Origin of the sequence: Kitasatospora sp. NPDC051914, assembly GCF_040680995.1 — a bacterium.
GTDB lineage: Bacteria > Actinomycetota > Actinomycetes > Streptomycetales > Streptomycetaceae > Kitasatospora.
This window is the reverse complement of record NZ_JBFAXX010000092.1, coordinates 1-21,817: the sequence shown is the minus strand read 5'-3', so window position 1 is coordinate 21,817 and position 21,817 is coordinate 1. Positions and strand designations below refer to the sequence as shown.

Here is a 21,817-nt window from a genome sequence, read left to right as displayed (position 1 = left end):
GTCGCCGCCGCGATCATCGGTGCCTCCCGCCCCGAGCAGGTCGCGGAGAACGCCGCCGCGGGCGGGGTGCGGCGGGTCCCCCGCCGGGTCGAGGCCCTGGACCCGAACCAAGCCCCCGGCGCCCCGCCCCCCCCCGGCCCGCCGCGGCCGCTTCGCACGGCACTGGCCCAAGTTCGCGCTGGCCGCCTCGGTGGCGCTGGCGGCGGCGTTCGGCGGCCTGGCCGTGGAACAGAGCCGGCGGGCGGACGAGGCGAACACCCGCGCCGCACAGCTGCAGGCGCAGCAGGCCGCGTTCGGCACCCTGCTCACCGCACCGGACGCCCGTACGGCGACCGGGACGGCCGGCAACGGTGTCGGCACCGTGGTCTGGTCGCAGAGCCAGGGCAGGGCCGGGTTCCTGGCGTCCGGGCTGCCCGCGCTGCCCGAGGGCAAGACGTACGAGCTGTGGTTCAACGACGCCGGGACGATGCGCCCGGCCGGCCTGCTGCCCGCCTCCACCGGCTACCTGCTGATGGAGGGCCCGCTGAACGGCGCCGAGGGCATCGGCGTGACCGTGGAGCCGGCCGGCGGTTCCGCCACGCCGAGCGGGCAGCCGGTGATGATCCTGCCCTTCGCCTGAGACGTCGGAGCCGGGGGCGGCGGCCGCGGAGCACCCGCCCCCGGCTACCCGGTGTGACCGTCGCGGGCGCGTGTTGACCGAGCGTCAACCGTGACTCTTCGCTGTCGAGATGCCGTGCGACCGGGCGTAGTGTGGGAAGAGGCCGACCACCGGTGACGCCCGCCCGGTGAGCTGACCATCCGCCAGTTCCATTTTCGGCCGGACCGCGCGAGCGCCGGTCCGCGGATCGGAGGCATTGGTCATGGTGGACACAGCGGCACCCGCATCTGTCGCACCGAAGTACTGCACCGTTCAACCGCGCGTCCTTCCGGAGCTCCGGCCCGGGCTCGGCCTCGCCCGGGAGCGCGCGATACTCAACATCAGCTCGAAGTGGGTCAACGGCACGCACATCCACTTCACCTTCCTCGACAGCACCGGAGGGGGCCGGGGCGCCGCCCAACTCGACCAGGTCAGGGACGCGTTCCGCGAATGGAAGGGCCTCGGCATCGGCCTGGACTTCGAGGAGGTGGAAAGCCCGGCCGCGGCCGAGATCAGGATCGCCTTCGAGGACGACGGTTCGTGGTCGTACGTCGGGCGGGACGCCCTGACGATCGGGGTCGGTGAGGCCACGATGAACTTCGGCTGGGACGTCACCAGCACCTGGGGCCGTGCCACCGCACGGCACGAGACCGGCCACGCCCTCGGCCTGGAGCACGAGCACCAGAACCCCAACGCCGGCATCATCTGGAACGACGAGGCCGTCTACGCCGCGCTCGCCGCGCCGCCCAACCGGTGGAGCCGCGAGGAGACCTTCCACAACATCCTGCGCAAGCTCCCCAAGGACGAGGTGGTCGGCTCCCACTGGGACGTGGCCTCCATCATGGAGTACCCGTTCGAACCCGGGCTGATCATCGAGCCGGAGCAGTACGGGCGCGACGGCATCCAGGGCGGCCTGGACCTCTCCGCGGTCGACAAGGAAGTCGTGCGGCAGTGGTATCCGCCACTGGCCGGTGGCCCGACCGCGCTGCAGCCCGGTGCCTCCCGCCCGCTGGCCCTCGTCTCCGGCGAGCAGGCCGACTTCGAGATCAGGCCCGACGAGACCCGTGCGTACGAGATCGGCAGCTTCGGCCAGAGCGACGTCGTCATGGTCCTCTTCGAGGACGTCGGCGGCGAACTGCGCTACTTCGCGGGCAAGGACGACAGCGGCACCGAGGCCAACGCCCGGCTGTCCGTGCGGCTCGTCGCCGGCCGGCGCTACGTGGTGCGCATCCGGATGTACTCCGTCTACGGCGGCGGCCCCACCGCGGTCATGTACTGGTAGCCCGCCCGCGCGCACCGTTCAGCACAACTCCACACCGGCCGGGGGCAATCCACCCGCCGGGCCGCTCCGAAGACCCGGTAGCCAGCGAAGGAGCGGCCCGGCACCAGCATGGGCCCGTGCAGTGGAGGGGGCCCAGTGACAGTGCCCGGAACGGTCCCGGACACGACGGCGGGACGGGGTGCGCGGCACGCGCACCCCGGCCGGACCGTCGCCGTCGTCGGCGCCGGAGTGGCGGGCCTCACCGCCGCGTACGAACTCCGGCGGGCCGGCGTCGACGTGCAGTTGTTCGAGGCGGACGGCAGGCTCGGCGGCCACGCCCACACCCAGCGGGCGGTGGGCGCCGACGGCCGCGAAGTCCCCCTGGACACCGGCTTCCTGGTGCACAACGAGCGCACCTACCCGCACCTCGTCCGGATGTTCCGCGAACTCGGCGTGCAGACCCGCGACAGCGACATGAGCATGTCCGTCCAGTGCCGCGGCTGCGGCCTCGAGTACGCCGGCGCCCGCGGACCCGCCGGCCTGCTCGCCCGCCCCGACGCCCTGCTGCGCGGCCGCTACCTGCGGATGCTCGCCGAAGTGCCGCGCTTCCACCGCCGCGCCCGCCGCCTGCTCGCCGACCCCGGCGCCGGCGACCCCTCGCTGCGCGCCTTCCTCGCCGACGGCGGCTTCTCCGCCTACTTCACCAGCCACTTCATGACCCCGGTGGTCGCCGCCGTCTGGTCCTGCGCCCCCGACCTCGCCGGCGACTACCCCGCCCGCCATCTCTTCGCCTTCCTCGAGAACCACGGCATGCTGTCCGTCACCGGCTCGCCCACCTGGCGCACCGTCGTCGGCGGCTCCCGCAGCTACGTCGAGCGGATCGCCGAACGCCTCACCGCCGTCCACCGCGGCGCCCCCGTCCGCGCCGTGCACCGCCACCACGACGGCGTCGAGATCACCACCGCCGACGGCCGCCGCACCGCCGCGGACGCCGTCGTCGTCGCCACCCACGCCGACCAGGCGCTCGCCCTGCTCGCCCGCCCCACCCGCACCGAACGCCACGTCCTCGGCGCCTTCCGCTACTCCCGCAACCCCACCGTCCTGCACCGCGACGCCTCCCGGCTCCCGCGGGCCACCTGGGCGCGCGCATCCTGGAACTACCGGATGGCCGACTGCCGGGGAAGCGCCGACAGCGTCCAGGTCAGCTACCACCTCAACCGGCTCCTCGGCCTCGCCACCGAGGAGGACTACCTCGTGACCCTCAACGAGGACCGCCACGACCCGCTGCCCGACGAGCACGTGGTCTCCCGCACGGTCTACGAACACCCCGTCTACACCGCCGAGAGCGTCGCCGCCCAGCGCCGCCTCCCCGAACTCACCACCGGCCGCACCGCCTTCGCCGGCGCCTACCACGGCTGGGGCTTCCACGAGGACGGCTGCCGCTCCGGCATCCACGCCGCCCGGGCCCTCCTCGGCACCCCCGCCCCCGCCGCAGACCACCACGGACTCACCGCGAGCACCCGATGACCGCACCCGCAGCCACCCGCCGCAGCCCCGGCCCGGCCCGCCCCGGCACCGGACTCCCCGGCCCCTGGGGCGCAGCCCTGTACGAGTGCCGGATCGGCCACGTCCGCACCGTTCCGCTGCGGCACGCCTTCCGCCACCGCACCTACCTGTGGCTGGTCGACCTCGACCACCTGCCGGTGCTGCCCCGCCCACTGCGCCCGCTCGCCCGCTTCCGGGCCGCCGACCACCCCGGCGACCCCCGCGGCACCCTGCGCGGCAACCTGGAGCAGTACCTCGCCGGGCAGGGCGTCGACCTGGCCGGCGGCCGCGTCCTGATGCTCGCGCAGGCCCGCTCGCTCGGGTACGTCTTCAACCCGCTCACCGTCTACTGGTGCCGCGGCGCGGACGGCAGCCCGCTGTGCACCGTCGCCGAGGTGCACAACACCTACGGCGGCCACCACCGCTACCTGCTCCGCCCCGGCGCGGACGGCCGCGCCGAGACGGCCAAGGAGTTCTACGTCTCCCCGTTCTTCCCCGTCGACGGCCGCTACCGGATGGCCCTGCCCGAACCCGGCGAGCGGCTCCGCCTGACCATCCGTCTGGAACGGGCCGACGGAAGCCCGTTCACCGCCACCGTGCAGGGCACCCGCCGCCCCGCGGGGCCGGCCGCGCTGCTGCGGGCCGCCCTGCACCACCCGCTGGCCACCCTCGCCGTCAGTGTGCACATCCGCTACCAGGGCATACGCCTCTACCTGCAGGGCCTGCCCGTCCACCCCCGGACCGCGCCCCCGGACCCGGCCGGCAGCAGCCACGCCACGCCCCAGGCAACCGCACCCGCAACCGCGATCCCAGCAGCACCCGCAACCGAAGAAGAGGTGTCCGCCCCGTGACCCGGCCCGCCCTTCCGACCGCCCCGTCGCCGACCGCCGTCGACCCCGGCCGCTGGCCCGACGTCGCCCGGGTCCCCCGGGCCCCGCTGCGCGCCGCCGTCGCCGGCCGCCTGCTGCGCAGCGTCGCCCGGCGCCGCGGCCTGCGCGTCGAGCTCCCCGACGGCAGCCCCCTGGTGGCCGCCCCGCCCGGCGCACCCGTACTGCGCCTGCACCGCCCCGAGGCCTTCCTCGCCCGCGTTGGCGCGACCGGGCTGATCGGCTTCGGCGAGGCCTACCAGGCCGGCGACTGGGACACCCCCGACCTGATCGGCCTGCTCGGCGTCCTCGCCACCGCCCCCGAGACCCTCGTCCCGACCGGCGCCCAGTGGTTGCGCCGGCTGTACGTGCAGCGGCCCCCGGCCGCCGAACTCTCCACCGCCGAGAACGCCCGCCGCAACATCCACCACCACTACGACCTGTCCAACGACCTCTTCGCGCTGTTCCTCGACCGGACGATGACCTACTCGTCCGCCGTCTTCCCCACCACTCCCGCCGGCGCACCCCTCGCCACCTGGGAGAACCTTCCCGAGGCCCAGCACCGCAAGATCGACCGCCTGCTCGACCTCGCCGCCGTCGGCCCCGGCGCCCGCGTCCTGGAGATCGGCACCGGCTGGGGCGAACTCGCCCTGCGCGCCGCCGCCCGCGGCGCCCGCGTCACCAGCCTCACCCTCTCCGAGGAACAGCTCGCCCTCGCCCGGCGCCGCATCGCCGACGCCGGCCTCGCGGACCGCGCCGACGTCCGGCTCTGCGACTACCGCTCCGCCGAGGGCCGGTACGACGCGGTGGTCAGCGTCGAGATGATCGAAGCCGTCGGACGGCCCTTCTGGCCGGAGTACTTCCGCACCGTCGACCGCGTCCTCGCTCCCGGCGGCCGGGCCGCGCTCCAGGCCATCACCATGCCGCACGACCGCATGATCGCCAGCAGCAACACCTACACCTGGATCCTCAAGTACATCTTCCCCGGCGGCCTGATCCCCTCCGTGCAGGCCATCGACCAGGCCACCGCCAAGCACACCCGGCTGCGGGTCGCCGCCGACCACGCCTACGGGCCGCACTACGCCGAAACGCTGCGGCTGTGGCGCGAACGCTTCACCGAACGCGCCGAGGACGTCGCGGGGCTCGGCTTCGACCAGGTCTTCCGCCGCACCTGGGAGCTCTACCTCGCCTACTCCGAGGCCGGATTCCGCACCGGCTACCTCGACGTCCGGCAGATCCTGCTCACCCGCGGGGAGGACGCCCGGTGACCGCCGCCGCCCGCCTCGCCCCGCTCCTCGCCGACCTGATCGGCGGCCCGCCGCCCTTCCGCATCCGCGCCTGGGACGGCTCCACCGCCGGCCCCGAGGACGCCCCCACCGTCGTCCTGCGCCGCCGCCGCGCACTGCGCCGCCTGCTCTGGCAGCCCGGCGAACTCGGCCTCGCCGACGCGTACATCACCGGCGACCTCGACGTGGAGGGCGACCTCGCCGAAGGCCTCGGCACCGTCCGCCGGGCCCTCGCCGGACGCGGCCCGGTCCGCCCCGCCGCCCGCGACCTGCCCCGGCTGCTCGCCGCCGCCGCCCGGCTCGGCGCCCTCGGCCCCCGGCCCGCGCCGCCCGGCGGCCGCGCCGCCGTCCGCGGCGCCCTGCACAGCCGCGGCCGCGACCGGGCCGTCGTCAGCCACCACTACGACCTGTCCAACGAGTTCTACGCCCTGCTGCTCGGCCCCGCGATGGCCTACTCCTGCGCCTACTGGACCTCCGGCGAGCAGAGCCTGGCCGAGGCGCAGACCGCCAAGTTCGACCTGATCTGCCGCAAGCTCGGCCTGCGCCCCGGCAGCCGCCTGCTCGACGTCGGCTGCGGCTGGGGAGCCCTCGCGCTGCACGCCGCCCGGCACCACGGCGCCCGCGTCACCGCCGTCACCCTCTCCCGCCGCCAGCACGCCTTCGCCGCCGCCATGGTCGCCGAGGCCGGCCTCGGCGACCGGGTGGAGGTCCTGCTGAGCGACTACCGCGACATCGCCGAGGGCCCGTACGACGCGATCAGCTGCATCGAGATGGGCGAGCACGTCGGCGAGGGCCGCTACCCGGCCTTCGCCGCCCGGCTGCACGGCCTGCTCCGGCCGCAGGGGCGGCTGCTGGTGCAGCAGATGTCCCGCGGCGCGAACGCCCCCGGCGGCGGCGCCTTCATCGAGACGTACATCGCCCCCGACATGCACATGCGCCCGGTCGGCCGCACCGTCGACCTGCTGGAGGGCGCCGGCCTGGAGGTCCGGCACGTCGAGGCGATGCGCGAGCACTACGCCCGCACCATCGACGCCTGGTACGACACGCTCCGCGAACGGCGGGCCGACTTCACCGGCCTGGTCGGCGAGCGGACCGTCCGGCTCTGGCAGCTGTACACGGCGGGCAGCTCGCTGGCCTTCGCCGAACGGCGGATGGGCGTCGACCAGATCCTCGCCGTCCGCCCGGCCGGCGGCGGGGCGAGCGGCGCACCCGCCACGCCCGCCCCCTGGTACGGGGCGGCCACATGAACGGTGCAGCCTTCGCGGTGAACCTCGCGGCCACGGCCGGCGCCGCGCTCGCCGTCCTGCTGGCCGCCCTCGCGGTCGGCCTGCGCACCGGCCGGCACCGCACCGTGGACGTCGCCTGGGGCCTCGCCTTCACCGCCGTCGCCCTCACCGGGTACGGCCTCTCCGCCGGGCACGGCGACGACGGGCGGCGGCTGCTCGCCACCGTCCTCACCGCGGTGTGGGGCGTCCGGCTGTCCGTCCACATCGCCCTGCGGGCCCGCGGCACCGGCGAGGACCCGCGCTACGAACGGATGCTCGCCCGGAAGCCGCCCGGCCGCGCCCGCACCCTGTACGCGGTACGCACGGTGTACCTGCTGCAGGCCGCACTGGTCTGGTTCGTGTCACTGCCCGTGCAGGCCGCCCAGTACCTGCCCGACCCGCCCGGCCCGCTCGCCTGGGCGGGCACCGCGGTCTGGGCCGTCGGCCTGTTCTTCGAGGCCGTCGGCGACCGGCAGCTGACCCGCTTCAAGGCCGACCCGGCCAACCGCGGCCGGATCATGGACCGCGGCCTGTGGCGCTACACCCGGCACCCCAACTACTTCGGGGACGCCTGCGTCTGGTGGGGCCTGTTCCTGCTCGCCGCGGACGCACCGATCGGCTGGGCCTTCGTCGCGAGCCCGCTGCTGATGACCTGGCTGCTGGCCTTCGGCAGCGGCAAACCCCTGCTGGAACGCCGGATGAGCTCCGGCAGGCCCGGATGGGACGCCTACGCCGCCAGGACCAGCGGCTTCGTCCCGCTGCCGCCCCGCCGCTGACGCACCGTCGACCACCCGGCCGCCGCCGGCCGTCGACCGACGTGCCGCCGGGCGGGCGCCGATGCGGGCGCCCGCCCGGTCCTTCAGCAACCTCGATCAACAACCGGATCCGAAACGCCCCGACCGCCTGAACGCGGCCGCCGAGCCCAGGGCGGCCGCTCCGGCGAGCGGGGCCGCCGCGGGATTCCCCGCAACGGCCCACCGGGCGAGTCCGGCCGCCGCCGCAAGCGCGGTGACCACCGCGGTGGGTACTCGCGGACCCCGGAGCAGCAGGCCCGCCCGGCCGCGCCCGCTGCGCAGCCTTCGGTCGAGCCCCGGATCCTCGAGGCGGGCCTGCTCTTCGATGTCGGCGAGGACCGATCGCTCCCACGGGGTCATGGCGACGGCTGCCATGGCGATCGACCTCCTTCCCGCGCCGGGTTCTGCACCCGGCCCCTCCACCGTGCGACCGCCGGCCCCGTCCGGCAGCCCGCACCGCCTGTGCAGCGCTTCGCGGCGTGTCCTGCCCCGGGCGGGTGCGGCACCGGACTACCGTGCCCAGCGTGGACACCCCGACCGACCTGTCGGCCCCCCTCGCCGAGGCGAGCATCACCACCGGGGGAGTCGCCCGCAGACTCGGCGTCTCGCCGACCACCGTCCGCTCCTGGGAGCGCCGCTACGGCATCGGCCCGTCCGGCCACGAGGCGGGCCGGCACCGCCGCTGGACCCCGCAGGACGTGGCCGTCCTGGAGGCGATGTGCCGCCTCACCGCCCGGGGCGTGCCGCCCGCCGAGGCCGCCCGCCTCGCCCGCGGCGGAGCCCTCGCCCGGCTGCCCCAGGGCCGTGCCGAGACCGGTGAACCCCGCGAGTCCGGCGGCGGCCGGACCCTCCCGCTCGGCACCGTCCGCCCGGAGTGCCGCGGGCTCGGGCGCGCCGCCGTCCGCCTCGACGCACCCGTGGTCGAGCGGCTGCTCGACGTGGCGGTGGCCGACCTCGGCCTGGTGACCGCCTGGGACGAGGTCATGATGCCCGCGCTGCGCGCCGTCGGCCGCAAGTGGGCGGTGGAGGGCGAGCGGTACGTCGAGGTCGAGCACCTGCTCTCCTGGCACGTCTCCGGCGCCCTGCGGAGGATCACCCGCTGCATCGACCCGCCGGCGCCGGTCGCGCCCGTCCTGCTGGCCGGCATGCCGCGGGAGCTGCACTCGCTGCCGCTGGAGGCCGTCGCGGCCGCCCTCTCCGGCCGGGGCATCCCGTTCCGGATGTTCGGCCCGGCCGTGCCGCCGGCCGCCCTGGTCGAGTCCGTCCGGCGGATCGGGCCGTCCGCGGCGCTGCTCTGGTCGCAGTCCCGGGACACCGCCGACACCCGCCTCGCCCGGCTGGCCGCCGCCACCGCCTGGGGCCCCCGCGGTGCCCGGGCCCGCCCCGCCGTCCTCCTCGGCGGCCCCGGCTGGTCCGGCGCCGGCCGCATCCCCGGCACCCTCCGCCCCCGCCGCCTCACCGAGAGCCTCGTCCACCTGGAAACCCTGGCAGCCCCCTGAGGCCCCGCTCCCCGGCGCGGCGGCGGCCCCCTCACCGACCGGCGTCGGCCAGCACCTCGCGGGCGGCCCGCGTCCCCGACGCCAGTGCCCCCTGCACCGATCCCGTGCCGCGGTGGTCCCCGCAGACGTAGCGGCCGCCGCCGAGCCGGGTCGGCCGGGTCAGCGGGTGCGGGGCGGGCATCGCGGGCAGTGCGTACGGGATGCGGTAGTCCGTCAGGTGCTCCCAGCCGCCGGTGTCCGTCTCGTACAGCTCGGCCAGCCGGGCCTGCACCTGCGGTTCGTCCGCGTCGGCGCCCAGCACGGACGTCGAGACCAGCGCCCGCCCGTCGCCCGCGTACCCGGGCACCGCCTCGGAGAGCACCACCGTGTTCAGCACCCGTCCGTGTCGACCAGCAGGGTCGGCTCGGCGAGCGGGGAGCGCGGCGCCGCGTGGTAGAGCGTGGTCACCGACCGGGCGGGCGGCACCGCCAGCCCGGGCAGCAGCCGGGCCGCCTCGGGTGCCTCGGTGGCCACCACCACCCGCTCCGCGGCCACCTCCGTACCGGTCACCAGCCGGACACCCCCGTCCGCCACCTCCGCGACCGGGGAGCCGAGCGTCACCGTGCCCGGCGGGAGCCCGGCCGCGAGCTGTTCCGGCACGGCCCCGATCCCGGCCTCCGGCAGGCAGAGGGTGCCGCGCAGCATGCTCCGCCACACCAGGTGGAACACCCGGCCGGAGGTCTCCAGCCGGTGGTCCAGGAACACCCCGGAGAGGAAGGGCCGCAGCACGGCGTCCACCGTTTCCGGCGACAGGCCGGCCGCCGCCAGGGCGCGGTGCGTCGGCTCGTCGCGGCCGCGGCGCAGCAGCGCGGCGGGCAGCACCATGTCGCGGGCGCTCAGCAGTCCGAGTGCCACGGTGTCCCGGAACGGTGCCAGCCGGCCCGGCAGCAGGTCGGCGGCCTCGCCGGGCCGCCGCGTCGGATCGACCAGCCGGCGGCGCCCGTGGCGTCCGGCCAGCAGGAACCCCGGGGTCAGCGGGTGCAGCCGCAGCGCATTGAGGTCGATCCGCCGCCTCACCTGCGGGTACGCGGTGTTGAACACCTGGAAGCCGCGGTCCAGCCGGAAGCCGCGCACCGTGTGGGTGCGCATCCGGCCGCCCACGCCGTCCGAGGCCTCCAGCACCCGCACCCGCAGGCCGCCCGCCACCAGATCGTGCGCGCACGCCAGCCCCGCGAGCCCGGCCCCGACCACCACCACGTCCACCGACGGCCCCATGCCGCCACCTCGCCGTACGGCCTCCGTACGGCCTCCGTACGGCCCACACGGGGGTCGGCCGCACCCCGCCCGCGGGTACACCTCACACGCCCGACCCCGTACGCCCCTGCCCGCCGAACCTCCGGAGCCCGCTCGTGAACCGCAGACTGCTCAGACTCACCGGCGCCGCCACCGCCCTCTACGGCGTGGCGGTCATCCGCCGTCCCGGCCTGCTCGCCCGCCCGTCCGGGCTCACCGCGCCGGACGGCACCGTCCCCGCCGCGGTCGAGGCCTGCCTCCGCCCGCTCGCTCTGCGCGACGCGGCCTGCGGGCTGGCGATGCTCCTGGCCCCGGACGACAGCAGCCTCCGCACCGCCGCCCTGCTGAGGATCGCCGCAGACTTCGGCGATGCCGTCCTGCTGTCCGGTGCCCTGCCGGCCCGGCGGCACCGGGCGATGGCCCTGACGGTCTCGCTCGGCTGGGGTGCACTGTCGGTGGCCGGCCTGCTGCAGCCCGCCGCGGACCGGGCCGGCAGGCGCTGCGCGAACGGTGCGAGTGGCCCGGAAGGAGCTTCGGGCGCAGGATGACAGGACCCCCTCGAACGTCCGGCGGACCGAGCCGGCGGTAGGTGTACGGGCCCGGGCTGCGGATGCCCCGGGCCCGTTCCGCACGCCCGACCACCGGTGCGCAGTCCAACCGTCCCCTGCGGGTGTCGCATGGTGCAGGCCCTTCGGGAGGAACGGCGCGGCAGCCCGGCGGCCGGCGGCCCGCCGCCGGCCGCCGGGCCCTGCGGCGAGTCTGGTGGCCGGCCCCCACCCCTGCCAGGTGCAGCGTTTGCGCAGCGTTGTCGACCACTCCCCGTCGGTACGCGACCGGGCCGCCCGGAGCCCACCGGGGGCGTAAACGAACGATGCCGTTCGTGAAGGGCCCGTGGAGCTTCGGGGGCCGTCCGGCGAGGATCGGGCACCCGGGGTCTGAGCGCCGGACGCCCGGGCATGCGAGCCGCCGACGCACCCACGGAAGGAATGGCCATGGCAGTGATGAGTGAAGGGTCGACGATCGCGCCCGGAGCGACCGCGGCGGGCGCGAGCTCCGAGGACGTCGCCCGGGCGCAGGCGCAGCCGGTCCGGCGGATGGTCGAGGACCCGTCGGCGGTCGCACCCGCCGACGCCAAGGTCCTCTCGGCGGCCCTGTTCGAGCGGCTGCGGACCCTCGAGGAGGGCACCCCCGAGTACTCCTACGTCCGCGGCACGCTGGTCGAGCTCAACCTCTCCCTCGTCCGGTACGTCGCCCGGCGCTTCCGGCAGAGCGGCGAACCGATGGACGACATCGTGCAGGTCGGCACGGTCGGCCTGATCAAGGCGATCGACCGGTTCGACCCGGACCGCGGCCTGGAGTTCGTCACCCTCGCGGTGCCGACGGTCGTCGGCGAGATCAAGCGGTTCTTCCGGGACTCCACCTGGGCCGTCCACGTGCCGCGCCGGCTCCAGGAGCTGCGGCTCGCCCTCGCCAAGGCCGGCGACCAGCTGGAGCAGGAGCTCGGCCGCCCGGCCACCGTCGCCGAACTCGCCGCCCACCTCGACCTCACCGAGGACGAGGTCCTCGAAGGCATGATCGCCCGCAACGCCCACACCGCGGGCTCGCTCGACCTCGGCACCGACGGCGAGGACGGCGACGGCTCCCTGCTGCAGCGCCTCGGCCGCCACGACCCCGGAATGGAGAAGGTCGAGAACCTGGAGGCGCTCAAGCCCCTGGTCGCCGCCCTCTCCGAACGGGACCGCGCCATCCTGCACATGCGCTTCGTCGCCGAGATGACCCAGGCCGACATCGGCGCCCGCCTCGGCGTCTCCCAGATGCAGGTCTCCCGGCTGCTGGCCCGCATCCTCGGCTCCCTGCGGGAGGGCATGCTCGGCGCCGGAGCCTGAACCCCGGCAGGAAGGCGCGGACGTGCCCCGCGCGCGCAGGCGCTCCCCGGCCGACAGCCGGGGAGCGCCCGCGTGCCCGGAACCGGCCGCCTCAGAAGATCCGCCGGAGGAACTCCTCCGGCGTGTGCGGCCAGTCCACGAACGCCGACTCGCAACCGGCCGGCACCGCCCGGTACGTGCTGTCCAGGAACGCCCCGACCTCCGCCGAGCCCAGCCGCACGGCCGAACCGGCACCCGGGCAGCGCCACTCCAGCACCAGCCCGTCCGCGTCGTCCGGCCGGACGCACAGGTCGCCGTCGCCCGCCCGCCCGTACCGGCCCTCCGCCAGCAGGTCGCGGCCGACCGTCCACTGCGGGCCGTCCTCCACCGCGCCGCCGTCCTCCACCACCAGCGTGTCCGTCAGCCGCGCCGGCCCCGGGAAGCACAGCCCGACGGCGTACGGGTCGTCCGTCCGGTAGCGCAGCACCACCCGGACCCGGCGCGGTCGCGGCCCGCCGATCCGCGCGGTCGTGTGCCGTTCGATCGTCTCCACCATGCTGCGTCCCTCCGCTCCGTGCGACCCGGGCCCTGCCCGTCCCCGGGCGCCTGCCCCGGCGTCAGGCGTCCATGCGGCCGGTGCCGCAGCCGGATTCCGACGGACGGTCACACCGGCCGCTCCGCCGCAGGTTTGCCGCCCCGGCCAGCGGCAAGGCGGCACCGCCGAAGGCGGGGCGCCCCTGAAGGACCCGCCCGAACTCCGATCCGAGGAGAACCATGACCACCGACCGTCCCGACGGGACCGTTCCGTTCCCGCGTCAGCCCGACGCCTCCTCGCCGCGGGCCAACGCCTCCGCGGCGGACCTCGCCGCGCCCGCCGCCCCGGCCCGGGAGGCCCTCGGCAACTGGCTCGACCCGCAGCAGGTCGAGACCGTCTCCGCCGAGTGGGAGGCCGTCCAGGCCGGCTTCGTGGACGACCCGGCCGAGGCCGTGCGCCGCGCCGACGAACTCGTCGCGCGCGCAGCCGACCTGGTCGCCGAAGCCGTCCGCCGGCGCCGCGAAGGCCTGCGCGCCGAGCCCGGATCACCCACCGGAACCCGCACCGGCACCGAGGAACTGCGGCTCGCCCTGCGCGACTACCGCACCGTCCTGGACCGCCTCCTGGCGTCCTGAACCGCCCGAAGACCCCAACGACGGGAGGACCATGTCCGTGTGGACCGCTCTGCGGCCCGTTGCCGTCGCCGCGGCGGCACTGCTCGCGATCGCCCTGCTGGACCGCGCCGTCCTGCTGATCGCCCGGCGCCCGTCCGCGGGCCCGCTCCGCACCCTGCTGCAACCCTGCCGGGTGCCCGCCCTGCTCACCCTCGGCGCCCTGCTCGTGCTCGCGGCCGAGCCCGCCGCCGGCCTGCCGGAAGCCGCCCGGGGCCCGCTGCGGCACGGCCTCGTACTGCTCGTCCTGGCCGCCGGCGCCTGGCTGCTCGCCCGCGTGGTCGCCCTGCTCATCGACACCTCGCTCGCCCGGTACGCCACCGAACGGCGCGACCCGGCCCGGATCCGCCGCGTCCGCACCCAGACCGGCATGCTGCGCCGCCTCTCCGGCGCGGGCATCGCCGTGGTGGCGCTCGCCGCCGCGCTGATGACCTTTCCGGCGGTGCGGTCGGTCGGTGCCAGCCTGCTCGCCTCCGCGGGCATCCTCGGCCTGGTCGTCGGCGTCGCCGCGCAGAGCACCCTCGCCAACCTGTTCGCCGGTGTCCAGCTGGCCTTCGGCGACATGGTGCGGCTCGGCGACGAGGTGGTCGTCTCGGGGGACTGGGGCACCGTGGAGGAGATCACCCTGACCTACGTCGTCATCGCGACCTGGGACCAGCGCCGCATCGTGATGCCGGTGTCGTACTTCGTCGGGAAGCCCTTCGAGAACTGGTCCCGGCGCGACCCGGCCATCACCGGCACCGCCCTGCTCCACCTCGACCACCGCACACCCGTCGCCGAACTCCGCACCGAGTTCGAGCGGTTGCTCAAGGAGTGCGCGTGGTGGGACGGCACCGGCAGCGCCCTGCAGGTCGTCGACACCACGCCCACGACCATCGTGGTGCGCGCCCTGATGACCGCCCGCAACGCCTCCGACGCCTTCGAACTCCGCTGCTGGATCAGGGAACAGCTGATCGGCTACCTCCGCGAACACCACCCCGAGGCCCTGCCGAGACTCGCTTTCGACCGCACCGACGACCTGCCCGCCGCCTCCGGTAGCTGACGGTAACCCAGGTGCCCGCCGTCCGGCCGGACATGCACTCCGCCCCCGGGGGTAGACGCGGGAGCGGCCCGCCGTCCGGGCGGACCGCAGCGACGACGGAGGAGACCCCATGGGCATCGGCGGATGCATCATCCTGTTCGCGATCGGCGCCATCCTCACCTTCGCGGTGGACTGGCACCTCTCCGGTGTCGACCTCGACACCGTCGGCATCGTGCTGATGGCGGCCGGCCTGCTCGGACTGGTCGTGTACGCGAGGGCCCTGCGCCGCCGGACGGTCGCCGGCCGCCCGGCCGAACAGGTCGTCGAGGAACGCCGCTACTACGACGGGCTGTGAGGAGCAGCCCGTCCGGGAGGAGCACCGATGGACACCGAGGACCGTCCCGGCGGACGGGACGACCGCAGCAGGCGCTGGCAGTACCGGGCCGCCTGCCGCGGGCAGGACACCGCACTGTTCTTCCACCCGGCCGGCGAGCGCGGCGAGCCGCACCAGGACCGCGTCGAGGCCGCCAAGCGGGTCTGCACCCGCTGCCCCGTCCGCGGCCAGTGCCTGGAGTACGCGCTCACCGCCGACGAGCGGTACGGCATCTGGGGCGGGCTCACCGAGGACGAGCGCCGCGCCCTGCGCGCCCGGACCCGGCGCCGCGGCCGGCCCGCCGCCTCCGGGCCGCCCCGCCGGGGCTGATCCCGGAACGGGGCGCATGGCCCGGCCGACCCGGGGCAGACGGACCCCCGCACGCAGGCGGACCGAAGCAGACGGAAGGAGAGGGAGAGCGATGACGATCCTCTGGGCACTGGTGGCGGGCCTGGTCGTGGGACTGCTCGCGAGGCTGGTCCTGCCGGGCCGTCAGCCCGTGCCGCTGTGGCTGACCGTCCTGCTGGGCCTGGCCGGCGCACTGGTCGGCAACGCCCTGGCCTCGTACCTGGGTGTACGGCACACCGGCGGCATCGACTGGCTGCGCCACCTGCTGCAGGTGGGCGTCGCCGCGGTGCTGATCGCCGCGGCCTCCCCGGTGTACGCCGGACGCCGCCGCTGACCGCGCCGACCGACGGCCGCCACCGCCGGGTACAGCACACCCGGCACAGACCGAGAACCGCACACGACCGCAGGGAGAGGACGATGAACGAGCAGCTGTGGAACCACCACCCCGACCACGTCTCCGACCAGGACCTCACCGGCTACACGGTGCAGGCCACGGACGGCCGCATCGGCAAGGTCGACCGGCACTCCGCCGAGGTCGACGCCGCCTACCTGGTGGTCGACACCGGCCCCTGGATCTTCGGTCGGCAGGTCCTGCTGCCCGCCGGCACGATCCTGCGGATCGACCACGAGGAGAGGACCGTGCTGGTCGACCGGCCGAAGGACGAGATCAAGGGCGCGCCGGAGTTCGTCGGCGAGCACGGGGCCGTGCCCGCCGACCACCTCAGCGCCCTCGGCAGCTACTACCGCCCGATGATCTGACGGCCCGCCGGCGGCCGGCACCCGCCCCGGCACTCCCGGGGTTCGGGTGCGGCCGCCACCGGGTACGGTGCCAGGGACGGCCGGCCGGGCGCCGGGCCGTCGGGCGTGGAGAAGTGACGGATCGGCGGCCGCGCCGAGGACGGCCGCCAGCGGAGGGCACAGGACATGGGCAGCGGTGAGCTGGGTACGGGGACGACGACCGGCCGGTCCACGGGAGCCGCGGCGCCTGCGCTGCGGACGGCTTCCGGCCCGGACGGTGCGCTGGTGTGTTCCCTGACCGGCGACCTCGACCTGGACGGCCTCCCCGGCGTGGAGGGCCCGCTGCGCGGGCTCCTGGCGGACGCCGCGCCACCGGGCGTGTTCTGCCTCGACCTCTCCGCCGTGGGATTCTGCGACTCGACGGGCCTCAACCTCCTGCTCCGGCTGCGGCTGGACGCCGAGGAGTCGGGGGTCTCGCTCGTCCTGGCGCAGCCCGGCCCGCAGCTCAGCCGGCTGTTCGAACTGACCGGCACGGGAGCGGTGTTCCGGGTCTTCGAGACGGTGGGGGAGGCGTGCGCAGCCGGGTGAGGACGGCTCCGGGCCGCCCCGGCGACAAGACCCCGGACGAGGGCGTCCCGGGGAAGTGCCGGAAATCCATGGGTGAGGACATGAGCAGCAGTTCGCAGACCGCCGAAGGGCCCGTGCTGGGCCAGCGCCGCCGGTACGTCTTCGGACCCGGCGGGCAGGTCGGGTCGGGCCGGGAGTTCGCCGCCAAGGTGCTCCTGGACTGGGGCCTGGCCTGCGACGAACTGCTGGACGAGGACGTCCGGCTGATCGTGTCGGAGCTGGTCTCCAACGCCTGCCTGCACGGCGGCGGACCGCGCGAGCTCGTCCTCGTCCTCAACGACCGCTCGGTGCGGATCGAGGTCCTCGACGCCGGCGACGGCGTGCCCGAGCCGCGCAGCCCGCACAGCTCCTCCCGCCCCGGCGGCCACGGCCTGCACATCGTCGGTCGGCTGAGCACCGCCTGGGGCGTGCTGCGCGCCCCCGGCGCGAAAGCGGTCTGGGCCGAGGTGGCGCTGCCCGCCGCGGCCGGCGGGCCCTCCGGCACGGCCTGACCCGGCACCCGCACGGGGCCGTCTGCCGGTCGGCGACCGGGGTGCATGCGCAGACCGGGGTGCATGCGCAGGCGGATAGGGGGCAGACGGGCCGCCGACCGCTTCGGACGTCCCCAGGGAGTCGACCGTGATCATCGCGCAGGCCGGTGCAGCATCCATCCCCGCCCCCGTCCCCGGCGTCGTGCCGCTGGTCCTGCGGTACGACTCCGAGGACCCGTTCGCGGTGGTGCTGGAGTTCCCCGACCCGCCGGCCGACGGAGAGATGTCCGGCGGCGAGCCGATCAGCTGGTGCGTCTCCCGGGAACTGCTGCGGCGCGGTCTGGACGGCCCGGCCGGTGACGGCGACTTCCGGCTGGCACCGGTCGACGGCGGACTCACCCAGCTGGAGTTCCACAACCGCAACGGCGTGGCCCTCGTCCAGGTCGCCACCGGCGACCTCGCCACCTTCCTCGCCGACACCGACCAGGTGGTGCGGCCCGGCGAGGAGCACCGGCACGTGCACTGGCCCGACACCGTCGAGGCCTTCCTGCGGATGTCGGACTGACGGCCGCCGCCCGGGCCCGGTGCATGGAACGTCCACGGCGGGGCAGACGCGTCCCCGTGACCCCCGGCGGACCGCCCGCCGGACGAAGGGAGTGGTCATGAGCGGCACCAAGAAGGTGGAGAACGTCGCCCAGAAGGCCAAGGGCAAGGCGGAGGAAACCACGGGCAAGGCCGTCGGCAACGAGCGGCTCACCGCGAAGGGCAAGATCGACCAGGCCACCGCCGACGCCAAGCAGGCGGGCGAGAAGGCGAAGGACGCCCTCAAGCACTGACCGACGGGGCCTGTGGCGTCTTCGGATCCGGGCCACGGGTCACCCAGGGGCGTGCGGGACACCCGCACGCCCCTCAGTGGTGCCCGGGTGCTGTTCGGGCCCGCGGTGGCGCGGCCCGTCACCAGCGGCCCGTCACCAGCCGGCCGTGCCCGGACCGCCCTTGAACGGCCCGCGGAGGTCCGAGGTGATCCAGCCGCCGTAGAAGTCACCCTCCTGCGGGACCACCACCTCGCCGTCCACCGTGCAGCGGTCCACCCGGGACGGGTAGAACGCCAGGTGGCCCCGGAGCGCCTCGTAGCCGGGCGCGGGCTCCGGATAGCTCCACACCGCGTTCTCGCTGCGCACCTCCCCGACGACCAGGTCGAAGTGGACGGCCGCGCCCTTCCACTCGCACCACGTACGGTGCCAGGACGGCACCAGCACCCCGGCGGCCACCGCCGACGACGGCAGGTAGTACACCGGCGGGTGGCTGGTCTCCAGCACCCGCAGCGCCTCCTTCGTGTCGGCCAGCAGCAGCCCCCGGAACTCCACCGTCACCCGGCGGCGTGACCGCTCGACCCGGGGCGGACGGGGGTAGTCCCACACCGACTCCGTCCCGTCATCGGTCGCCATGGCTCGCCTCCCTCCTCTCGCGGGGGCCCGCGCTCACCCCTGGAACATTCGTAGCCGCCCCACCCCCCGGACTGGTCCGTGCTTCGGATGCGTCCGGCGTTCAAGACTTGTCCGGACCGGCCTCTGCAAGCTCCTTGTCGCGGCGGCGCAGCCGCGGCACGCTGGGGAGGACGGGAGGTGTCGCGATGGCCCGTGGTGAACCCGGAGGGGACCTCCGCGTGCCCGCCGACGGCCTGTTCGGCCCCGGCACCGTGTCCTGGCGGGTGCACGCGGACCCGTCCATGCTGCTCGGCGGCCTGCGGGCCCTGCTGCTGCAGGCGCTGCACCCCCGCGCGATGGCCGGCGTCGCCCAGCACTCCAGCTTCCAGGAGGACCCGTGGGGGCGGCTCTACCGCACGGCGTTCTTCATCGGCGCGGTCACCTACGGCACCGGCGACGAGGTCCGGGAGGCGGTGGGGCGGGTGCGCCGGGTGCACGAGCACGTCCGCGGCACCGACCCGGCCACCGGGAGGCCGTACCGCGCCGACGATCCCGACCTGCTGGTCTGGGTGCACTCCTGCGAGGTCGGCTCCTTCCTGGACGTGGTCCGGCGCGCGGGGCTGCACCTCACCCCGGCCGAGGCGGACGCCTACCTGCGGGAACAGACCGCGGTCGCCCGACTGGTCGGGGTGCCCCCGGACGTCCCGGTGCCGGACTCCAGGGCAGCACTCGACCGCTACTTCACCGCGGTGCGGCCCGAACTGATGGTCACCCCGGCGGCCCGGGAGGCGGTGCGGTTCGCCTTCCTGCCGCCGCTGCACGGACGGGCGGCGCTGGCCACCCCCGCATGGGCCGGGCTGGTCGGCCTGTCCCTCGCACTGCTGCCCGGCTGGGCCCGCCGCATGTACGGCCTGCCGGGGTGGTGGGTCACCGACCTGGCCGCCGGGCTGGAGGCCAGGGCCCTGCGCACGGCAGCCCTCCGCCTGCCCCGCACCTGGCGGGAGGGCCCGCACCTGGTGGCAGCCCGCGAACGCCACGGCCTGGCGGAGGCGTCCCGCGGCTGAGCAGGACGGTGCGGACGGAGGCGGCGGAGCACAGTCGGACGGCCGGGTCGGCGCCCCTCGGGTGGCCCCGATCTGCTGGCCGATCGGTCACGGTGTGTGACACGGACGGGCTCGCGTTCAAGTCTTGACACCGAGTCGGTCGAATGTGGCCGTTCGGTGGCGGTGTTGCGGTCACGGATCGTGTTGCGGCGAACCCGTTGACGCTCCCATTTGGCACGTCATAAGGTCGCGGCCCGTGGATGCCGGTCGGTGATCCGGACATGACGGCCCGATGCCGCCAGGTTCCGGTCCGCCGTCCCTCGCCGGACGGTCCACAGGGGATGCGAACTGTCATGCCCCGGTGCGGAGTTCACCGGGCCGGTGATTGTTCTGCCTTCCTTCGCGCCGTGCCGCCGACCCGCGGCTCCCGTCGGCGCGGTCCGGCGTCCCATGAGCAAACCCACTCAGCGAGGGATGTGCCGGTGACCCGTTTCTCCCGGCCGAGGGCCGTGGCCCTGGGCGTGGTCTGTGCAGTGCTGTTGTCCGGCTGCTCGTCGGGCGTGTTCGGCGCCGGGTCGTCGGTCACGGTCGTCATCGGCGTCGACGGCCCGCTCACCGGCAAGCTCGCCGACCTCGGGCTCGGCATCCGCAACTCGGCCGAGCTGGCGGTCGCCAAGGCCAATGCCAAGAACACCGTCCCGGGCGTGAAGTTCGTCCTCGACGCGAAGGACGACCAGGCCGACGAACAGGGCGCGCTCGCCAACGGCCAGGCGTTCGTCGCCGATCCGAGGGTCATCGGCGTGGTCGGCCCGCTGACCTCGTCCGGCGCCCTCGCGATGGCCCCGGTGCTGTCGGAGGCGGGCCTAGCCGTGATCTCCCCGTCCAACACCTCACCCGCGCTGACCTGGGGCGCCGATTACCGCGCCAACGGCAAGAAGCGCCAGTACGCCACCTACTACCGCACGGTCACCACCGACGCCGTGCAGGGCCCGCTGCTCGCCCGGTACGCGCGCAGCCGGCTGAAGGCCGAGCGGGCGGCCGTCGTCAGCGACACCAAGGCCTACGGCAACAACCTCGCCGCCGAGTTCGCGACGGCCTTCGAGGAGGTCGGCGGCAAGGTCGCCTTCCGGGCCACCGTGAAGGACGGCACCACGGACTTCTCCAAGCTGGCCTCGCAGATCGCCGCGGCCCGCCCCGACATCGTGTACTACGGCGGCGAGCACCCCGAGGGCGGACCGCTCTCCGCGGCACTCAAGGCCGCCGGCGTGAACGTGCCGATGGCCGGCGGCGACGGCCTGCACACCGACGGCTACATCAAGGCCGCCGGCGCCTCCTCCAACGGCGACCTCGCCAGCCAGCCCGGCATCTCGGTGGAGGGCCTCGCCTCCGCCTTCGGCTACCTCGAGGCCTACACCCAGGCCGGCCACAAGGAGGAACCGGGCCCGTTCGGCCCGTACGCCTACGACTCCACCTGGGCCCTGATCCAGGCGGTCGGCCGCGCCAAGCAGGCCGAGCCGGACGCCACCGGCGCGGAGCTCCGCAAGGCCGTGGCGGAGGCCCTCCAGCACGTGTCCTTCTTCGGAGTCACCGGCGACGTCTCCTTCGACGAGTACGGCGACACCCGCAACCAGGTGGCCTCGATCTACAAGGTCACCAAGGGCAGTTGGACCTCCATCGTCCCGTTCGGACGTCTCCGCGACTTCTGACCCCCGTACGAACGACCCAGTACGAACCACCCTGTGCGAACCACCCCGTACGAACGGGGCGGCGTACGCCGACACGGTGTCGGTGTACGCCGCCCTCGGGTGGTACGGGGTGCGGGTGGCCCGCGCGGCCACGGCGGTCACTTCGGGTCGTGGTTGAACTTCGAGGTCGACCAGAAGTGGCCGAGCACCGCGAGGCCCAGGCACCAGGCGACGGCGAGCCATCCGTTGTTCCCGATTCCGGTGCCGAGGAGCAGGCCGCGCAGGGTCTCGATGGCGGGTGTGAAGGGCTGGTACTCGGCGACCGGCTGGAACCAGCCCGGCATCGTGTCGACCGGGACGAACGTGCTGGAGAGGAGCGGCAGCAGGATCAGCGGCATCGCGTTGTTGCTCGCGGCCTCGGCGTTCGGGCTGACCAGGCCCATGCCGACGGCGATCCAGGTGAGCGACAGGGAGACCAGCGTCAGCAGTCCGAGCGCCGCCAGCCACTCCAGGGCGGTGGCGTCCTCGGAGCGGAAGCCGATGGCCACGGCGACGGCGCCGACCAGGACCACGCTGGCGACCGCCTGCA

The 21,817-nt window shown here is 75.2% G+C and carries 26 protein-coding genes and 1 pseudogene; 22 read left to right on the top strand and 5 right to left on the bottom strand.

Going from position 1 to position 21,817, the window contains the following annotated elements; translation table 11 throughout:
• Positions 1-19 precede the first annotated feature (19 nt).
• The 7 genes from AB0M03_RS36375 to AB0M03_RS36345 all read left to right on the top strand — a co-directional run bounded on the left by AB0M03_RS36375 (position 20) and on the right by AB0M03_RS36345 (position 7,636).
• Positions 20-619 (top strand): anti-sigma factor, encoded by a 600-nt coding sequence (locus AB0M03_RS36375; RefSeq protein WP_363499997.1) that lies wholly within the window; start codon positions 20-22, stop codon positions 617-619.
• Positions 620-860: 241 nt separating this feature from the next.
• Entirely contained in the window at positions 861-1,919 is a 1,059-nt protein-coding gene (locus AB0M03_RS36370) for a M12 family metallopeptidase (RefSeq protein WP_363499992.1), read from the top strand.
• A 141-nt stretch (positions 1,920-2,060) separates the two neighbouring features.
• Complete coding sequence (locus AB0M03_RS36365; RefSeq protein ID WP_363499995.1) at positions 2,061-3,425, top strand: FAD-dependent oxidoreductase; 1,365 nt, start codon at positions 2,061-2,063, stop codon at positions 3,423-3,425.
• Complete coding sequence (locus AB0M03_RS36360) at positions 3,422-4,294, top strand: DUF1365 domain-containing protein (RefSeq protein ID WP_363499990.1); 873 nt, start codon at positions 3,422-3,424, stop codon at positions 4,292-4,294. The genes AB0M03_RS36365 and AB0M03_RS36360 overlap by 4 nt, the downstream gene beginning before the upstream one ends.
• Positions 4,291-5,577, top strand: a complete 1,287-nt coding sequence (locus AB0M03_RS36355; protein WP_363499988.1) for a cyclopropane-fatty-acyl-phospholipid synthase family protein — start codon at positions 4,291-4,293, stop codon at positions 5,575-5,577. Before AB0M03_RS36360 ends, AB0M03_RS36355 begins: the two co-directional genes overlap by 4 nt.
• Entirely contained in the window at positions 5,574-6,842 is a 1,269-nt protein-coding gene (locus AB0M03_RS36350; RefSeq protein ID WP_363499986.1) for a cyclopropane-fatty-acyl-phospholipid synthase family protein, read from the top strand. The genes AB0M03_RS36355 and AB0M03_RS36350 overlap by 4 nt, the downstream gene beginning before the upstream one ends.
• The gene (locus tag AB0M03_RS36345) at positions 6,839-7,636 is read left to right on the top strand and encodes a DUF1295 domain-containing protein (protein ID WP_363499984.1); all 798 of its coding nucleotides are present in this window, start codon (positions 6,839-6,841) and stop codon (positions 7,634-7,636) included. Before AB0M03_RS36350 ends, AB0M03_RS36345 begins: the two co-directional genes overlap by 4 nt.
• A 96-nt stretch (positions 7,637-7,732) precedes the next feature.
• On the opposite strand, the gene AB0M03_RS36340 is transcribed toward AB0M03_RS36345, so the two are convergent.
• Positions 7,733-8,029, bottom strand: coding sequence for a DUF3040 domain-containing protein (locus AB0M03_RS36340; protein WP_363499982.1), 297 nt, complete (start codon positions 8,027-8,029; stop codon positions 7,733-7,735).
• Between the two features lie 149 nt (positions 8,030-8,178).
• Here AB0M03_RS36340 and AB0M03_RS36335 point away from each other — a divergent pair, with 149 nt between their 5' ends.
• The gene (locus AB0M03_RS36335; RefSeq protein ID WP_363499980.1) at positions 8,179-9,153 is read left to right on the top strand and encodes a MerR family transcriptional regulator; all 975 of its coding nucleotides are present in this window, start codon (positions 8,179-8,181) and stop codon (positions 9,151-9,153) included.
• Between the two features lie 31 nt (positions 9,154-9,184).
• Here AB0M03_RS36335 and AB0M03_RS36330 read toward each other — a convergent pair.
• Positions 9,185-10,407: pseudogene (locus AB0M03_RS36330) on the bottom strand (NAD(P)/FAD-dependent oxidoreductase).
• A 134-nt stretch (positions 10,408-10,541) separates the two neighbouring features.
• On the opposite strand from AB0M03_RS36330, the gene AB0M03_RS36325 reads away from it, so the two are divergent.
• Positions 10,542-10,973: a hypothetical protein gene (locus tag AB0M03_RS36325; RefSeq protein WP_363499978.1), complete on the top strand. Its 432-nt coding sequence runs from the start codon at positions 10,542-10,544 to the stop codon at positions 10,971-10,973.
• Between the two features lie 546 nt (positions 10,974-11,519).
• Positions 11,520-12,311 carry an RNA polymerase sigma factor SigF gene (locus AB0M03_RS36320; protein ID WP_363499993.1) on the top strand — a complete coding sequence of 264 codons (792 nt, stop codon included), beginning with the start codon at positions 11,520-11,522 and terminating at the stop codon, positions 12,309-12,311.
• 91 nt (positions 12,312-12,402) lie between these two features.
• Here the strand turns inward: AB0M03_RS36320 and AB0M03_RS36315 are convergent, their stop codons facing one another.
• Positions 12,403-12,846, bottom strand: a complete 444-nt coding sequence (locus tag AB0M03_RS36315; RefSeq protein ID WP_363499977.1) for an SsgA family sporulation/cell division regulator — start codon at positions 12,844-12,846, stop codon at positions 12,403-12,405.
• Positions 12,847-13,064: 218 nt separating this feature from the next.
• On the opposite strand from AB0M03_RS36315, the gene AB0M03_RS36310 reads away from it, so the two are divergent.
• The 10 genes from AB0M03_RS36310 (at position 13,065) to AB0M03_RS36265 (ending at position 17,909) form a co-directional block, all read left to right on the top strand.
• Entirely contained in the window at positions 13,065-13,460 is a 396-nt protein-coding gene (locus AB0M03_RS36310) for a hypothetical protein (protein ID WP_363499975.1), read from the top strand.
• A 31-nt stretch (positions 13,461-13,491) separates the two neighbouring features.
• On the top strand, positions 13,492-14,538 hold the full coding sequence (locus tag AB0M03_RS36305) for a mechanosensitive ion channel domain-containing protein (RefSeq protein ID WP_363499973.1): 1,047 nt from the start codon (positions 13,492-13,494) through the stop codon (positions 14,536-14,538).
• A 109-nt stretch (positions 14,539-14,647) separates the two neighbouring features.
• Positions 14,648-14,872, top strand: coding sequence for a DUF6458 family protein (locus tag AB0M03_RS36300; RefSeq protein WP_363499971.1), 225 nt, complete (start codon positions 14,648-14,650; stop codon positions 14,870-14,872).
• Between the two features lie 27 nt (positions 14,873-14,899).
• On the top strand, positions 14,900-15,220 hold the full coding sequence (locus AB0M03_RS36295) for a WhiB family transcriptional regulator (RefSeq protein ID WP_363499969.1): 321 nt from the start codon (positions 14,900-14,902) through the stop codon (positions 15,218-15,220).
• A gap of 91 nt (positions 15,221-15,311) precedes the next feature.
• Entirely contained in the window at positions 15,312-15,572 is a 261-nt protein-coding gene (locus AB0M03_RS36290; RefSeq protein ID WP_363499967.1) for a GlsB/YeaQ/YmgE family stress response membrane protein, read from the top strand.
• Between the two features lie 83 nt (positions 15,573-15,655).
• Positions 15,656-15,997 (top strand): PRC-barrel domain-containing protein, encoded by a 342-nt coding sequence (locus tag AB0M03_RS36285; RefSeq protein ID WP_363499966.1) that lies wholly within the window; start codon positions 15,656-15,658, stop codon positions 15,995-15,997.
• Between the two features lie 165 nt (positions 15,998-16,162).
• A complete protein-coding gene (locus AB0M03_RS36280; RefSeq protein ID WP_363499964.1) occupies positions 16,163-16,564 on the top strand; it encodes an STAS domain-containing protein in 402 nt (133 codons plus the stop codon).
• An 80-nt stretch (positions 16,565-16,644) separates the two neighbouring features.
• Positions 16,645-17,094, top strand: coding sequence for an ATP-binding protein (locus AB0M03_RS36275; RefSeq protein ID WP_363499963.1), 450 nt, complete (start codon positions 16,645-16,647; stop codon positions 17,092-17,094).
• Between the two features lie 127 nt (positions 17,095-17,221).
• A complete protein-coding gene (locus AB0M03_RS36270; protein WP_363499961.1) occupies positions 17,222-17,638 on the top strand; it encodes an SsgA family sporulation/cell division regulator in 417 nt (138 codons plus the stop codon).
• Between the two features lie 97 nt (positions 17,639-17,735).
• Positions 17,736-17,909: a CsbD family protein gene (locus tag AB0M03_RS36265; RefSeq protein ID WP_363499959.1), complete on the top strand. Its 174-nt coding sequence runs from the start codon at positions 17,736-17,738 to the stop codon at positions 17,907-17,909.
• A 132-nt stretch (positions 17,910-18,041) separates the two neighbouring features.
• Here the strand turns inward: AB0M03_RS36265 and AB0M03_RS36260 are convergent, their stop codons facing one another.
• On the bottom strand, positions 18,042-18,521 hold the full coding sequence (locus AB0M03_RS36260) for a DUF427 domain-containing protein (RefSeq protein ID WP_363499957.1): 480 nt from the start codon (positions 18,519-18,521) through the stop codon (positions 18,042-18,044).
• 218 nt (positions 18,522-18,739) lie between these two features.
• Here AB0M03_RS36260 and AB0M03_RS36255 point away from each other — a divergent pair, with 218 nt between their 5' ends.
• Both AB0M03_RS36255 and AB0M03_RS36250 read left to right on the top strand, forming a co-directional pair.
• Positions 18,740-19,564: an oxygenase MpaB family protein gene (locus tag AB0M03_RS36255; RefSeq protein WP_363499955.1), complete on the top strand. Its 825-nt coding sequence runs from the start codon at positions 18,740-18,742 to the stop codon at positions 19,562-19,564.
• Between the two features lie 461 nt (positions 19,565-20,025).
• Positions 20,026-21,249, top strand: coding sequence for a branched-chain amino acid ABC transporter substrate-binding protein (locus AB0M03_RS36250; protein WP_363499953.1), 1,224 nt, complete (start codon positions 20,026-20,028; stop codon positions 21,247-21,249).
• A gap of 137 nt (positions 21,250-21,386) precedes the next feature.
• Here AB0M03_RS36250 and AB0M03_RS36245 read toward each other — a convergent pair.
• A partial coding sequence (locus AB0M03_RS36245) for an ABC transporter permease (protein WP_363499951.1) occupies positions 21,387-21,817 on the bottom strand: 431 nt, incomplete at its 5' end.